This window comes from Rathayibacter iranicus NCPPB 2253 = VKM Ac-1602 (assembly GCF_003149025.1).
GTDB lineage: Bacteria > Actinomycetota > Actinomycetes > Actinomycetales > Microbacteriaceae > Rathayibacter > Rathayibacter iranicus.
In genome coordinates, this window is sequence record NZ_QGDV01000012.1 from 67,835 (window position 1) to 82,120 (window position 14,286).

Here is a 14,286-nt window from a genome sequence, read left to right on the forward strand (position 1 = left end):
GACCCCGCGACTGTGTCGGACGTCGATGCGAAGATCGCCCCATGAGACACACTGTCGTGCCGCCGTACCTCCTCGTCCGCATCGCCGGACTCGACGACCCTGCGTTCGCGAGGGCCGCGCAGGCGGCGAGCCGCTCCCTGGAGCAGGACGTGCCCTTCCGCCGCGTCCGCCCCGGCGAGCCCTCCCCCGCTCACGGCGCGCCCACCGCCACGGCCGTACCCTCCCCGCGCAACCGGGTGCAGTCGCTGCAGCGCACCATCGCCTACGCGCGGACCAGTCAAACGCTGCCCGGCGCCGTCGTCCGCCGCGAAGGCGAGCCGGCCACCGGCGACGCCGCGGCCGACGAGGCTTACGACGGCCTCGGCGCGATGTCGACGCTGCTGCAGGAGGCGTACGGACGCGACTCCATCGACGACGCCTGGTTGCCGCTGGACGCGACGGTGCACTATGGGGACGAGTACGACAATGCCTTCTGGGACGGCTCGCGGATGGTCTTTGGCGACGGCGACGGCCAAGTGTTCCGCCGCTTCACCGTCTCGCAGAGCGTGATCGGCCATGAACTCGCGCACGGCATCACCGAGTACACGGCCAACCTTGTCTACCGCGGCCAGTCGGGCGCGCTCAACGAGTCGATCTCTGACGTCTTCGGCGCCCTGCTCGAGCAGTTCAGCTCCGGTCACAGCGCCGGGGACGCGAGTTGGCTGATCGGCGAGGGCCTTTTCACCGACGAGGTGCAGGGCACAGCGCTGCGGTCGATGATCGCCCCGGGCTCCGCGTACGACGACGACGTCCTCGGCTCTGATCCTCAGCCCGGCTCGATGGCCGACTATGTCGACACGGAGGACGACAACGGCGGGGTGCACATCAATTCCGGAATCCCCAACCGCGCCTTCGCCGTGGCGGCAACCACCCTCGGGGGCCCTGCCTGGGAGCGGGCGGGGCAGGTCTGGTACGACGTCTTGACCGGGGGCGTACTTACGGCGACCGCCGACTTCGACGATTTCGCCGCGCTCACTGTCGCGGCGGCGGCGAAGCGCTACGGGCCCGACTCCGAGGTGGAGGCGGCGGTGCGCATCGGCTGGACGACGGTGGGGGTTGGGCTGCCGGAGGCTGTGCTGCCGGAGTAGGCACCGATCGGTCCCCAGCCGGTAGCATCGCGCGCATGGACGTCATCGTGTCGCGCAGTGGCGGCTTCGCCGGAATTCGCCGCGTCTGGCGGGTCGACGTCGAGGAGCAGCCCGACGAGCGCGCGTGGCTCGACCTGCTCCGCTCGTTGCCCTGGGACGACTCCGTCGGCAACTCCCCCGGCCGAGCCGACCACTTCGTCTACGAGATCCGCGTGCAGACGCATCACGTACGCCTCGGCGAGACGGAACTCGACGGCGCCTGGCGCGAACTCGTCGATCGAGTGAAGAAGGCGCAGCCCCGCTAGGAGCTGCGCCTTCTTCACTCAGGGTCTTGGACTACCGAGGGTCTCGGACTACTTGGTACCGAGCAGGTCGATCACGAAGAGCAGGGTCTTGCCGGAGAGCGGGTGCCCGCCGCCGGCCGGCCCGTAAGCCAGTGCGGGCGGGCAAACCAGCTTGCGACGGCCGCCGACCTTCATTCCAGGGATGCCCTGCTGCCAGGCGCGAATCAGATTGTTCAGGGGGAAGTTGATCGACTGGTTGCGACTCCACGAAGAATCGAACTCCTCGCCGGTGTCGTACTCGACGCCGAGATAGTGCACCTCGACGGTCGAGCCGGGCTGCGCCTCTGCGCCATCGCCGATCACGATGTCCTCGATGACGAGGGAGTCGGGGGCCGGCCCCTCAGGGGCGTCGACCTCGGGCTTGGTCAGGTTCTCACTGCTCATGCTCCAATCCTAGGGCGGAGTTTTGCGCGGCGAGGGTGAAGGAGGCGGCGCGGGACGAGCGCCCGATTCCGTTGCTGTCAGAAGCGCCGAAGGCCCAGCGTTGCATCCAGCCGTTCCGGCTCCGCCGAGGAGGAACACGCGAGTATGACGGGCTGGGAGTGAGCGGTTTCGCGCCACACTCAGGGCCCCGCAGGCGCCATCACTACGCTCTCCTCGGCCGGGACCTCCCCCGGCAACTCTGGAGGACGACTGTGCTCGACACCCTGCTCTCGCTTCAACTGCTCACGGGAAGGATTCCCAAACTGACGTTCGCCGCAGCCTGCCTGGCACTTATCGTGCTCCTCGTCCGCCGCTACGACTCGAAGCGGCTGCGTGCTCTCACCATCGGAATTTTCAGCGGTGCCGCCGCAGGAGTGCTGCTGCTCGTGGTCGTGGAGGGCCTGCTCAATTCCTTTGGGACTCCGTTGAGCGCAGGAACTCACCTGTGGGTCGTCGCGTTCACCGCCGGCACCGGTCTTGCTGTCGCAAGCATGCTGCGCGCCGCACTCTGGCGCCGCCTCGTGGCGATTGTCGCGGTCATCTCCTTCCTGATCGCGGCGGGAATCGGAATCAACCTCGACTACGGGCTCACCGCGACCCCAGCCGAGATTCTCGGAACATCGACGGTCGGCCCGATCGCACTGCCGCCGCTGCGCCAGCCGGACGCACCGGTACAGGCGCCCGACGGTACGCCGAATAACCGCCCCGCCCACGGCGAGATCGGCACCACCACGATTCCTGCAGAGGTCTCGGGGTTCCCCGCGCGCAAGGCCGGGATCTACCTTCCTCCCGCGGCACTGCAAGCAGACCCGCCCAACCTGCCGGTCGTCGTGATGATGATGGGGCAGCCGGGGACCACGGATCCGACGAGAGTCGGTAAGGCCATGGACGCCGTCGCGACTGCGCACGGCGGGTGGTCTCCGATTGTCGTGATCGCCGATCAGATCGGACGTCCGGTCGATGATCCGCTGTGCTCGGACGTCACCTCGTTCGGTGCAGCGCAGACCTACGTGTCGGTCGATGTCGTCAACTGGATCCGCAGCTCGCTCAATGTCCTCCCGGACCCGAGCGCGTGGACTGTGGCGGGCTACTCCAATGGAGGGACCTGCGCCGCTCTGCTCGGTGCCAAGTTCCCGAACGTGTTCAAGAACGCCATCGGGATTGCCGGCGAAGCCTTCCCCGGCCAGGACCAGGAGGAGGAGACGCTCGCGAACGCACTGAACGGAGACGCCGCACTCTACGATTCCTTGAAGCCTGCGCGGGTGCTCGCCGTCTCCGGCGCTGACTATTCTCAAAGTTGGCAGTATTTCACCGTCGGACAGACGGACGGCAACTTCGCGCAGTGGACTCGAGAACTCGCCGACTCGGCCGAAGCGGCAGGCGTCACGACCGAATTCGAAATGCTCCACAACGAGGGGCATGGCGGCGCCGCCCTCGACGAGGCACTGCCCAGCGCGTTCGCCGCACTGACCCAGCGCCTCGAGCAGACCGGTGTCCCCGGAGCCGTCGCGGCCGACGCCGCGCACTGAGTCGAGCGCGGGCGCTCACTCCACCAGGGTGAGGCGCTGCGTCGGCCGAGTCATCGCCACGTAGAGGGAGGCGGCGCCACGCTCGCCGGTCTGAGCGATCAGGCGCGGGCGGGCGATGACGACGGAATCGAATTCGAGTCCTTTGGCGTCGTTCGTCGAGAGAACCGCGATCGGGCGGTCGAGCCCCGTCGCTCCGCGGCCGACCTCCCGGCCGTACGCAGCCTCGAGGCGCGCTGCGATCACGGCGAGGTCGTCGTCGGGCGCGATCACGGCGAGGGTCCCCTCCGCCTCAATCGCGCGGTCCTCACTGACGGCAGCGAGCACGCGGGCGGCGAGCGGACTGTCGCCGCGGTCGCGGACAGTCCTGACCGGCCACTCCGTCGAGCGGACCGCTTGCCCCGGCGTGATCTCAAGCCCGCTCTCGCGCGCCGTCCGCTCGGCGAAGGCCACGATCTGGGCGGGAGTGCGGTAGTTGACCGTCAGCTCCTCGAGGCGCCACGGCGCCGCCTCCACCCCGCGGCCCTGACGACCGAAAGTGTCGCGCAGAGCGGCGTCCCAACTGGTGGCTGACGAAGCGCCGGATGCCTGCGCGACATCGCCGACGATCGTGAACGAGCGCATCGGGCATCGCCGCAGCAGCACTCGCCACTGCATCGGCGAGAGCTCTTGAGCCTCGTCGACCACGACATGTCCGTACGTCCAGGAGCGGTCGGCGGCCGCGCGCTCGGCGGTCGTGCCGACGATGGTCCGCTCGGCGAAGCCCCCGGCCAGATCCTTCGCGTTGACGAGGCCGCCGACGCCCATATTGCGGATGGCCGCCTCCGCGTTCTCAATGTCGCGGCGGCGCTGCTCCTTCTCGGCCTTCTTCGACGCGTCGGCGTGATCGTCGTAAGCGCCGAGTAACTCGGCCGCCTCGTCGAGCAGCGGCACGTCCGAGACCGTGAAGGGGGCGTCCCGCTCGCGGCGGAGGAGTGCCCGCTGGGCAGCAGTCCAGCGCGGAGTCAGAGATGCAAACCAGTTCGGCCGCGCATAAAGGTCCTGAAGCAACTTCTCCGGCGTGAGCGGCAACCATGCCGTGTTGAGGGCGACGCGCACGTCGTACGCGGTCCGCACGTCCTCGCGCAGCACCGCCTCGTCGGCCTCATCGACCGTGCTGCCGTGGCTCCGCAGCTGATCGGCGAGCTGGCGGGTGAGCTGCGTGATCATCGCCTTGACGAACGTCACCCGTGCCTCGTTGTGCGGCTTGCGGGAGTCGCGGGCGCGGGTGATCGCGCGCTCCACGTCCTGCGGCTCCAGGCGGAGCTTCTCGCCGTTCACGTCGAGCATCTGCGTCTCGGCGGGGACGACCTGACGCGAGCGGACCGCGCGCTTGAGCAGCTCCGCCATCCGCGCCGAGCCCTTGACCCGCGCGAGCGCCGGAACGTCCTCGTCGATGAGGTCGAGGCCGGGATAGAGCTGACCGAGAGTCGAGAGTACGACGCCCGTCTCGCCGAGCGAGGGCAGTACCGCCTCGATGTAGCGCAGGAAGGAGCGCGAAGGGCCAACGACAAGCACGCCGGAGGAGGCGATGCGATCGCGGTATGAGTAGAGAAGGTACGCGGCTCGGTGCAGCGCCACGGCTGTCTTGCCCGTGCCCGGGCCGCCCTGCACGACCAGCACGCCGCGCAGCTCCGAACGGATGATGCGGTCCTGCTCGCCCTGGATGGTCGCGACGATGTCGTGCATCCGCCCGGTGCGCTGCGCCCCGAGCGCGGCCATCAGTGCGCCCTCGCCCTGGAGCACCGTGCCCTCTCGCAGCAGCTCCTGATCGAAGACCTCGTCCTCGAAGCGGAGGACGTCGCGGCCGCGCGTGGTCAGATGCCGACGCGCACGGGTACCCATCGGGCGAGCGGCGGTCGCCTGGTAGAAGGCAGCGGCCTGCGGGGCGCGCCAGTCGAGCAGCAGGGTGTCCTGTTCCTCGTCGCGCAGGCCAATGCGCCCGATGTAGCGGTGCTCGGACTCGCCGTCTGCCAAAGTCAGCCGGCCGAACGCGAGCCGGTCGTCAGCGCCGGTCAGCGAGCGGATGCGGTCCTCGTACAGCCGCGCGTAGGCGTCGCGCTCGGAGCGGCTCTGGTGGTTGCCGCCCACGCTCTCGATGCGGACCGTGTCCAGCGCCTCGCGGGCCTGCGCGATCAGCTCGTCGAGGCGCGCATAGAGCGCCGCCACGTACTCACGCTCCCGTGAGAGTTCGGTGTGCTGGACTGTCGTGCCGTCCGTCATCGTGCGCCTTCCGTGCATCCGCCTCCGCGGACCGTGTGGCGCGGAATGCGCTTCGGGGGTCGCGGGAAAACAGGCGGTCCAGTCTACCGAGCGTTCGTGTCGGAGCGGCAGAGAACCCGCGATCACCGTGCCCCTTGCGCTGGACACCGCGCAGGAGCATCCTCACTGTCACAAAGGGTTCGACATTCCGTCCGAGCAGCCGGCCGCGCCGCTGCCGTGGAGTGTCGGACTCTTTTTCTGCGACTGGTCTGACGGCCGTTCACCTCGCGGGAAAAGGATGCGCACGGAACGGATGTACGCGGAAGAGATGTACACGGAAGAGAACCGGTCGCGGCCACGTTGCACGCTCCATGGCCACTTCGAGCAGTAGCGTCACCGCCCCCTCCCGAGCGTCGATCGACCTCACCGAATCGGCGCGCGCCGGCTGGGAGGGCTGGCTCGCCCGCCGGGCTGAACGCGTCACCGGCCCCCGCGGCGACCTCGCTCTCATCGAGACGCGCTGGCTCGAAGCCGGCCAAAGCGTCAGCGACGAGCAGGCGCTCACGGACTACGGCCCGACCGCCTCTCTCACCCGCCTGCGCCGCGAGAACCTCGATACGGGCGAACCCGAGTACGGCTATCGCGTCTGGGACGCGGCCTCCGCGGGGATCCGCTCCTTCGAGGCTATCGAGACGTTCTCCTTCGACGCCGCCTGGGTGCTCGAAGCCTGGTTCGAGCCGGTGGACGAGGAGCGGACGATTCCGTTCGAGCACCTGCGCGACAACGGAGCCACCCGCGACCTGGTCGTGCCCGGCGACATTACCTTCTCGCTGATCGACGACGGTCGGGCCCGCGAATACACGGTGGCGGCCTTCGACGACGGCGGCACACTGCTCGTCCCCTTCGGCGACCCGACGAATCGCAGCGACGATCCCGAACTGCGCAGTTACCCCGTTGGCCGCTTCCTCGTAGTCCAGCGGATTGGCGCAGCGGCCGACGCGGGCACGCCCGGCCCCGTACTACTCGACTTCAACCGGGCCTACATCCCGCCGTGCGGCTTCTCGCCGCACTACAACTGCCCGCTACCGCCGGCACAGAACCGCCTCGACGTCCCCGTGACGGCGGGTGAGCGGCGCGTACGTGGCGCCTGACTCAGTGGCGCGCGAGTCGTTGCGGCGCAGAGGTGGTCAACGGATGAGCGCAGCGCGACGAGCGACGAGTTCGTCGAGCAGCATGCGCTCATCGACGGAGGCTGTCGGCCGGCCCCGGCCGAGCAACTGGTGCTGACGGAGGTGCGCGAGTCGCGTCGCGGTGCCAAGAAACGCTCGCATCGCCCGTGGTCGATCACCTCCGGCCAGGGCGGCCCAGCGCGTGGCGGTGCGTCGCCCCTCTACTGTGCCGATCATGCGCACCTCCATCGGTGACAACCAGCCGGCCGCTGCGTAGTCCCCGAGCCGTTCGAGTGTGACCCTGCGCTCCTGGCGGCGCAGAACCACCACCGCGATCACGGCGACGGCGAACAGCGGCACTTGCACGACGCCGTAGAAGCCGAACCAGTCGGACACGAGGAACGAGGAGCCGTTCCAGAGAGCGTGCAGGACGGCGGCGAGCGCCAGCCCGAGCAGAACGATCGGGACACGCGCCGCTCCCGGGCGATGCGACGCGATACCGAGCGCCGCGCCCGTGCAGGCGGTGAACAGAACATGCGCGAAGGGGGAGAGAACTCCGCGGAGGAAGAACGTGACGGCGAGCGATTCGACGCCGCCCTCCACGAGCGCGGTGCCGAAGTAGACGACGTTCTCGACAAAGGCGAACCCGGAGGCGACGACGGCGGCATAGACAATGCCGTTGACCGGCCCGTCGAAGGTGCGACGCCAGATCAGCAGCACCAGCAGGACGCCGACCCCCTTTGCCGTCTCCTCGACCACGGGTGCCTGGATCACCGCCCCGACGAAGTCGGATCCGCTCGGCCGCCGACCCGATGCATAGACCGCGATCTGCACCCCAAGATCGACCAAAAGCGCGATCGCCACCGACCCGGCGGCTCCCCAGAGGAACGCGAACCAGAGGCCGAGCGCGGGCTCCGGCTCCCAGCGGTCGACCCAGCGGACACCAAGCAGCACTACGGTGAGCGGCCCCAGAGCGACGACCGCGCAGACCGCCGCTGCGCTGACACCGAGCCCGCGCACGACGTGAGCCAGCACGAGCAGCAGGAGGATCCCGAGCAGCGCGACGCCGATCGAGCCGAGCACAGTGGGGACGACGGACGGGCGGCCAGGGGACGGGGCGGGCGGCGGGTAGGCGCTCATGGGGCTGAGAGTAGGGCAGGCGCGGGCTCGCGGACGACGGATGACGCGGGACGGAGCCACGCAACCCGGGCCGAGCATCCGAGTCCGGCAAATGCGCGCCGTCGGCTCGGCCTGGGTTGCCCGGGCGAGCCAACGGTCCATTCGGCCACGATGCTACGCAGGGAGGCTCTCACTCCTCCGCTGCGGGGGCGATGATCGGGAGCGCTGCGGTCATCGCCTCGATGCCGGAGAGACGTGCGGGAGAGATCAGCCGTAGCACGTCCTCGCGCGGCATCAGGCCGGCCTCGACCACCAGATCGGCGACGTTGCGGCCGGTCGCGAGCGCGGCTTTCGCGAGGGCGGCGGAGGCGGTGTAGCCGATACTCGGGGTCAGCGCCGTGATGACTCCGACGGAGGAGGCGACCATCGCCTCGAGCCGGTCGACATTGGCGGTGATGCCGTCGATGCAGTTCTCACGGAGCGTCTTGCAGGCCTGCGTCATCCAGGTGATGCTCTGCAGCAGTGAATGCGCGATCACAGGCTCGAAAGCGTTGAGCTGGAGCTGCCCAGCCTCGGCGGCCATCGTGACCGTGACGTCGGCGCCGGCCACTGAGTAGGCAACCTGATTGACCACCTCGGGGATCACCGGGTTGACCTTGCCGGGCATGATGCTCGAGCCGGCCTGGCGCGGCGGCAGGTTGATCTCGCCGAAACCGGCCTGCGGACCTGAGGAGAGCAGCCGCAGGTCGTTGCAGATCTTGGACAGCTTGATGGCCGAGCGCTTGAGCGCGCTGGAGAACGACATGAAGACGCCCGCGTCGCTGGTCGCCTCGACCAAGTCCTGCGCCATCTCGAGCTGAAGATCGGTGATCTCGTTGAGATGACGGACAGCGGCGGCACCGTAGCGCGGATCGGCGGTGATGCCGGTGCCGATTGCCGTGGCTCCGATGTTGACCTCGGCGAGCAGCCAGATGGTCTCGGAGAGTCGCGCGTGGTCCTCGCCGAGCGTGGTGGCAAAGCCGTGGAACTCCTGACCGAGAGTCATCGGCACCGCATCCTGAAGCTGCGTGCGGCCGACTTTGAGGACGCTGCCGAACTCGACGGCCTTGCGCGAGAACGACTCGCGGAGCAGCGCCAACTCGTCGAGGAGGCGGCGCAGCGACCAGGTCATCGCGATCTTGATCGCGGTCGGATAGACGTCGTTCGTCGACTGGCTGCGGTTGACGTCGTCGAGCGGGTGCACATGGGCGTACTCACCCTTGCCGTACCCGCCGATCTCGAGGGCGACGTTGGCGACGACCTCGTTGGCGTTCATGTTGGTGGAGGTGCCGGCTCCGCCCTGGATGACGCCGACAACGAACTGGTCGTGGAACTCGCCCTCGATAATCCGGCGACAGGCGGTCTCGATGAGTTCGGCCTTGGTCGGAGCGAGGCTGCCCAGCTCGGCGTTTGCGCGTGCGGCGGCGAGCTTGACGGTCGCGAGCGAGCGGACCAGATCGGGGTAGATCGAGATGGGGCGCTTCGAGATCGGGAAGTTGTCGAGTGCGCGCGCGGTGTGAATGCCCCAGTAGGCATCGAAGGGGATTTCCTTCGCGCCGAGGGAGTCGGTCTCGGTGCGAACGGCGGGGATGTCGGGGGTGTCCAGGGCTCGGCCTTCCGGGTCGTGATCGGGGAGGGTGCGCGGTGCGCGGGTCACGTCCAGCTCCATTGCTGTCGTCGTGCGGCCCCGAGGGGCAGGGGGTCCGCGAACTGCCCGGCCAGCCTAACGCCGGGCTCGCGGGAGGTCCCGGCGTCGGCGCGGGATAACAGGTGGCCTCAGAATCACGACGACCCGCGCCTCCCTCCGCTGGTGCGGGAGAGGAGGCGCGGGTCTGTGAGAGTCTGCGCCGCGACTACCTGAGCATCGCCAGGAACGGTGCGAGCAGGAGCACGGCGACGAAGGCGAAGACGAACAGCAGGACAATCCCCAGCATGACGGCGTTGAGGACGATGCCCCAGATCGCCAGCGTGCGGCCCGAGGGCTCGCGACGCAGTCCGAGGATGCCGAAGACGAGACCCGCAGCAGGCGCGACGACGGTGAGGCCGAAGAAGACGGAGGTGACGCCGAGGATGAGGCTAGTCAGCGAGAAGGGCGTCGAGGGGGCGGGAGCAAGGGTGGCCGACGGGACGGGCGGGGTGCCGTAGACGGGGCGCGGCGGGACGTTCGTGGCGGTGAGCTCTGGGGCGGGACGGGCGTCGGTGAGCACGGCCGTCGTGTCGAATCTCTCGGTGGGATGCTCGTCGGCGACGGTAGAGAGGCGGACGGTGCGGTCGTCGGTGGACACGGGTGTGCTCCTTGGAGAGAGGCGCCGGTAACCCGGCGGGATGAGGTGCTGCCGGGTCCGATCCAGGTCCGATCCGGCAATGCCTCCACGCTACGGACAGCCGGGCGCCCGTCCTATCGGGAGAACCCCCGGAATCCGGGCGTCCCTAAGCGGGGCGAATGCGAGACTGGAGACGGATTCGAGGAGGAGGCGGCCGATGGATGACGACGAGCTACGGCACCGCACCCGCGACCGATTGGGCGCCCGGGCCGTCTGGTTGGCCGGGCTTTCGGCGCTCGCGGGCGTCGTCGTGCTCTCCCCCGTGATCTCACTCGCCGCGACCGTCATCGTGTGGGGTGCGCGACGTCGAACCGGCACCCTGAGCGACCGGAACGGCCTCGTCGCCGTGAACTGGCAGCTCACGTACCTTGCGCTCCAGCTGATGCTGGTACCGCTGCATCTGGCACTCGTGTCGGTGCGCGACTCCCTCGACGCGGACTGGCCGCTGGCGACCATCAGCGCGATCCTCCTGCTCTCGGTCCTGAACCTGGTGCTGTGCGTGGTGCTCGGAATCCGCTCGGGCCGCGGTCGTCCCGTCCGCCTCTGGATCGCCGTTCCTTTCGCCCGCTCCTCCCGGCCACCGCGCTGACGCTCAGCCCCCTGCCCCGCCCCTCGCGCGGAGAGAGTGCGATGGAGGGGGATCGCGTGTGCGGCCGGGACCACGCGAGCATCGTGCCGGCGCGCGCGTTCAGGGAGTGCGTGCTGGGCTTCCTCGCGGTGCAGTGCAGTGCGGGGTTGGGGCGGTGGCGCAAGTGCGATGTGCAGGGGACGGTGCGATCTGCAGGGGATGTCTGCGAGAGAACGATCTCTTCGAGATTCGGCATCGTGAAGACGTCAATTTCCCTGCAAATCGGACGGAGTCCTGCAGAACGGACGGAGGCCTGCAAATCGGGCGGACTCCTGCAGATCGGACGGACTCCTGCAAATCGGACGGAGGCCTGCACAACGGACGGAGGCCTGCAGAGGGGACCTGAACCCTGCAGATCGGGCGGGCGCGTCAGGCCGCGTAGCATCGCCCTCATGCAGGCGATCCGCGTCGAGAACCCCGGCCCCGACTCCCGACTTGTGCTCGGGGAGGTGCCGACCCCGGTGCCCGGCCCCGGTGAGGTCCTCATCAGCATTGCGGCGGCCGGCGTCAACCGGGCCGATCTCGGCCAGCGCGGCGGCGTGTACCCACCGCCGCCCGGTGCCTCCGAGGTTCTCGGGATGGAAGTCTCGGGATCGGTGGTCGCGCTCGGACCGGGCGTGACACAGTTCCGAGAGGGCGACGAAGTCTGCGCCCTCCTCTCGGGCGGAGGCTACGCCGAGTACGTCGCGGTCGATGCGGGCCTGGTACTCGCGGTGCCAGAGGGCGTCGGGCTCGTCTCGGCCGCGGCACTCCCCGAGACGACCGCGACCATCTGGTCGAACCTGGTGATGGTCGCCGGGCTCAGTGCCGGTGACACAGTCCTGATCCACGGCGGAGGGAGCGGCATCGGCACCACCGGCATCCAGATTGCCGTCGCGCTCGGCACCCGCGTCGCGGTCACGGCGGGCAGTCCCCGCAAGCTGGACGCGTGCCGGGCGCTGGGCGCCGACATCCTAATCAACTACCGCGAGGAGGACTTCGTCGACCGGATCCGCGAGGAGACCGGCGACCGCGGGGTCGACGTGATCCTGGATCCGGTCGGCGGGGACTACCTCGCTCGCGATCTCGAGGCGCTGGGGACCGGCGGCCGTGTCGTCTTCATCGGCAACCAATCCGGCGCGCTGGGCTCGCTCGATCTGGGAGTGCTGATGCGCAAGCGGGGCGCGGTGCACGCCACGACTCTCCGTGCCCGGCCGCTGGAGGAGCGGCGACTGATCATCGAGCAGGTGCGCTCTCGGGCGTGGCCGCTCGTCGCCGATGGAACCGTGCGCCCGGTGGTCGACGAGGTGATCCCGCTCGCCGAAGCGGAGCGCGCCCACGAGCGGATGCGTCACTCCAGCCACATCGGCAAGCTGCTGCTCACTCCGTAGCGACGCACCATCAGCTGAGAAGGACACTCATCGACGAGGGTGGATGAGAAGGCATCTCAGCTGACGGTGCGTCAGAGGCCCGAGCGCAGCAGGCCGAGCGAACGGTTGATGCCGTCGATGTCGACCGCGGTCGGGTCGAAGGAGGCACCGGGCTCAAGCCCGAGCGACTCCAGCGTCTCAGCGTGGTCGGGCGACGAGGGGTCGGACGCTGCGCGGACGGTGTCGATCCACGCCGCGGGACCACCGGACGCATCGAGCGGAGCCGCGCCCTGCGCACCGGTGCAGCGCGGGAGGGCGGCTGAGAGCGGCGCCATCGACTCAAGGCGAATGACGTGGCGCCACTCATCCTCTAGGTCGTAGACGTAGAACAGCTCGTCCTGCTCCTCCTCGAGCACGTCGGCCAGGGCCACGCTTGATTCGTCGATCAGATCCTCGCCGAGTTCCTCCGCGTCCGACGGCGAACCGATCGGCGCCTGCTCCTCGTCGGGCACGCCGACGCTGAAGTAGTGCGGCTGCGCGTCGGTCCAGCCGAGCGAGAGCTGCAGAGCGAGGTGCAGGTCGCGCAGCGAGGACTCGGAGGAGAGCTCGAGCCGGCGCCAGACGACGGGCTTGGTCCCGAGCAGAGCGACATGCAGGGCGTAGGCCGTGGCGGTCTCCTGGGTCGCCTCGTCGAGGATCTCGAGTCGGGTCGCTTCGCGCTCGCTGAGCAGGACGATGCTCGCGCGGACGACAGCAGCGAGCGCGGGCGCTAGTCCTTCGGGAACCACATAGCCGAAGGCGGGTGAGTGCAGCAGCAGGCCGAGCTCAGCGGCGTCATCCAGCATCCGTTCGGCAGAGCCGACCATCCGCTCGCGCTCGTCAAGGGCCTCCTCGAGCGAGACTCCGGAGTCGGCGGCCAGCTCGTCGACAAGCTCACCGACGACGAGGCCAGGATGCATCTGCGCCTGGCAGGCGACGGCGATGCGCACGAGCACGGCGTCGGTGGTGGTGACGGCCCGCTCGGCGGGCGCGAAAGCGCCGTCCTCGGTGTCGGCGGCGGCGAGCGCCTTTTGAGCGCTGAGGAGCCAGAGTTCAACGAAGCGGGCGACGTAGGCGATGCGTTCGGCAACGGCCTCAGTGGTGGCGGAGCTGCGCCAGAGTACAGCGGCCTCGCCGAGGCTCGCGGTGGCGCCCTCCGACTCGAGCACGGCGGAGCCGACCAGAGCATCCCACCAGGCGGAGACGGGAATGCGGACGGAATCGTCGCTGGGGGTCGATCCCGCGGAGGGGATACCGGCCTCACCCACGATCTCGCGGGCGGAGCGCTCGTTCAGGGTTGCCTCCTCGGTGCTCGCGAGGTGCTCGACCACGACGTCGGCGGCGTGCACGAGGGCGGTGGCCCGCACGGCGGAGAGCATCGTGTCGGCGGGGACCTCGTCGACCTCGGCGAGATCATCGAGGACCGCGTCGATGAACGATCCTGCGAGGTCGAGGACTTCGTCGAGGACGGCTTGGCACTCGTCTAGCTCCTCGTCGGTGCCGGTCCAGAGGTCTTCGTCGGTGAGGAAGTCGAGGAAATGCTCGACGACCTCGGCGACGGTGAAGAGCGTGTCGTCGAGGTCCGCCTCGCTCTCGTCCCCCGAGAGGTCGGACTCGATCTGGTCGAAGACGGCTTCGAGCAATTCAGCGTTGGGCTGCGCGAAGGAGCCACGCGGGCGAAGGTCGCGGGTCATCGCGAAGAGATCGGTGAGAACCTCGACCGCCTCGTCGACCTCGAGGTGCTCGTGCAGGGCGCCAACTTCGGCGAGGTGCGAGCGGTACCAGCTGCGGAACCGCACCATCATCGCCGTCTCGGCCGTGCGTCCGCCGCCCTGGCCGCCGGAATTGCCCTGACCCCCCGAGCCGCCCTGTCGACCGCCTCCGGGTCGACCCTGATTGCGCTTCTTGCCCATGATTCCTCCGCGACCGCTCCACTCCCGACGACGAAGCGCTCCAGC

12 protein-coding genes are annotated in these 14,286 nt (G+C 69.1%); 6 read left to right on the top strand and 6 right to left on the bottom strand.

Annotated features, from left to right (window positions below):
* Positions 1 to 41 precede the first annotated feature (41 nt).
* Entirely contained in the window at positions 42 to 1,127 is a 1,086-nt protein-coding gene (locus B0H03_RS12200; RefSeq protein ID WP_104263930.1) for a M4 family metallopeptidase, read from the top strand.
* Positions 1,128 to 1,162: 35 nt separating this feature from the next.
* Positions 1,163 to 1,432, top strand: a complete 270-nt coding sequence (locus B0H03_RS12205; RefSeq protein WP_104263929.1) for a protealysin inhibitor emfourin — start codon at positions 1,163 to 1,165, stop codon at positions 1,430 to 1,432.
* Positions 1,433 to 1,480: 48 nt separating this feature from the next.
* Here B0H03_RS12205 and B0H03_RS12210 read toward each other — a convergent pair whose 3' ends face one another.
* Positions 1,481 to 1,855 carry an FKBP-type peptidyl-prolyl cis-trans isomerase gene (locus B0H03_RS12210; RefSeq protein ID WP_104263928.1) on the bottom strand — a complete coding sequence of 125 codons (375 nt, stop codon included), beginning with the start codon at positions 1,853 to 1,855 and terminating at the stop codon, positions 1,481 to 1,483.
* 251 nt (positions 1,856 to 2,106) lie between these two features.
* Here B0H03_RS12210 and B0H03_RS12215 point away from each other — a divergent pair, with 251 nt between their 5' ends.
* Positions 2,107 to 3,423 carry an alpha/beta hydrolase gene (locus B0H03_RS12215; protein WP_104263927.1) on the top strand — a complete coding sequence of 439 codons (1,317 nt, stop codon included), beginning with the start codon at positions 2,107 to 2,109 and terminating at the stop codon, positions 3,421 to 3,423.
* A gap of 15 nt (positions 3,424 to 3,438) precedes the next feature.
* Here the strand turns inward: B0H03_RS12215 and B0H03_RS12220 are convergent, their stop codons facing one another.
* Positions 3,439 to 5,682, bottom strand: coding sequence for a HelD family protein (locus B0H03_RS12220; protein WP_104263926.1), 2,244 nt, complete (start codon positions 5,680 to 5,682; stop codon positions 3,439 to 3,441).
* 350 nt (positions 5,683 to 6,032) lie between these two features.
* On the opposite strand from B0H03_RS12220, the gene B0H03_RS12225 reads away from it, so the two are divergent.
* A complete protein-coding gene (locus B0H03_RS12225) occupies positions 6,033 to 6,812 on the top strand; it encodes a DUF1684 domain-containing protein (protein ID WP_104263925.1) in 780 nt (259 codons plus the stop codon).
* Between the two features lie 36 nt (positions 6,813 to 6,848).
* Here B0H03_RS12225 and B0H03_RS12230 read toward each other — a convergent pair whose 3' ends face one another.
* From B0H03_RS12230 to B0H03_RS12240, 3 genes are all read right to left on the bottom strand, one after another.
* The gene (locus tag B0H03_RS12230) at positions 6,849 to 7,970 is read right to left on the bottom strand and encodes a PrsW family intramembrane metalloprotease (protein ID WP_104263924.1); all 1,122 of its coding nucleotides are present in this window, start codon (positions 7,968 to 7,970) and stop codon (positions 6,849 to 6,851) included.
* 169 nt (positions 7,971 to 8,139) lie between these two features.
* The gene (locus B0H03_RS12235) at positions 8,140 to 9,594 is read right to left on the bottom strand and encodes an aspartate ammonia-lyase (protein ID WP_237399377.1); all 1,455 of its coding nucleotides are present in this window, start codon (positions 9,592 to 9,594) and stop codon (positions 8,140 to 8,142) included.
* A 247-nt stretch (positions 9,595 to 9,841) separates the two neighbouring features.
* On the bottom strand, positions 9,842 to 10,273 hold the full coding sequence (locus tag B0H03_RS12240; protein WP_104263922.1) for a DUF4190 domain-containing protein: 432 nt from the start codon (positions 10,271 to 10,273) through the stop codon (positions 9,842 to 9,844).
* 196 nt (positions 10,274 to 10,469) lie between these two features.
* Here B0H03_RS12240 and B0H03_RS12245 point away from each other — a divergent pair, with 196 nt between their 5' ends.
* Positions 10,470 to 10,901 carry a magnetosome magnetite crystal formation protein family gene (locus tag B0H03_RS12245; RefSeq protein ID WP_160487261.1) on the top strand — a complete coding sequence of 144 codons (432 nt, stop codon included), beginning with the start codon at positions 10,470 to 10,472 and terminating at the stop codon, positions 10,899 to 10,901.
* A 431-nt stretch (positions 10,902 to 11,332) separates the two neighbouring features.
* On the top strand, positions 11,333 to 12,310 hold the full coding sequence (locus B0H03_RS12250; RefSeq protein WP_104263920.1) for an NAD(P)H-quinone oxidoreductase: 978 nt from the start codon (positions 11,333 to 11,335) through the stop codon (positions 12,308 to 12,310).
* 71 nt (positions 12,311 to 12,381) lie between these two features.
* Here B0H03_RS12250 and B0H03_RS12255 read toward each other — a convergent pair whose 3' ends face one another.
* Positions 12,382 to 14,241 carry a plasmid pRiA4b ORF-3 family protein gene (locus tag B0H03_RS12255; RefSeq protein ID WP_104263919.1) on the bottom strand — a complete coding sequence of 620 codons (1,860 nt, stop codon included), beginning with the start codon at positions 14,239 to 14,241 and terminating at the stop codon, positions 12,382 to 12,384.
* Positions 14,242 to 14,286 lie beyond the last annotated feature (45 nt).

Coding starts and splice junctions, on each gene's coding strand:
- B0H03_RS12200 (WP_104263930.1), top strand. CDS start 42: ATGAGACACACTGTCGTGCCGCCGTACCTCCTCGTCCGCATCGCCGGA.
- B0H03_RS12205 (WP_104263929.1), top strand. CDS start 1,163: ATGGACGTCATCGTGTCGCGCAGTGGCGGCTTCGCCGGAATTCGCCGC.
- B0H03_RS12210 (WP_104263928.1), bottom strand. CDS start 1,855: ATGAGCAGTGAGAACCTGACCAAGCCCGAGGTCGACGCCCCTGAGGGG.
- B0H03_RS12220 (WP_104263926.1), bottom strand. CDS start 5,682: ATGACGGACGGCACGACAGTCCAGCACACCGAACTCTCACGGGAGCGT.
- B0H03_RS12225 (WP_104263925.1), top strand. CDS start 6,033: ATGGCCACTTCGAGCAGTAGCGTCACCGCCCCCTCCCGAGCGTCGATC.
- B0H03_RS12230 (WP_104263924.1), bottom strand. CDS start 7,970: ATGAGCGCCTACCCGCCGCCCGCCCCGTCCCCTGGCCGCCCGTCCGTC.
- B0H03_RS12245 (WP_160487261.1), top strand. CDS start 10,470: ATGGATGACGACGAGCTACGGCACCGCACCCGCGACCGATTGGGCGCC.
- B0H03_RS12250 (WP_104263920.1), top strand. CDS start 11,333: ATGCAGGCGATCCGCGTCGAGAACCCCGGCCCCGACTCCCGACTTGTG.
- B0H03_RS12255 (WP_104263919.1), bottom strand. CDS start 14,241: ATGGGCAAGAAGCGCAATCAGGGTCGACCCGGAGGCGGTCGACAGGGC.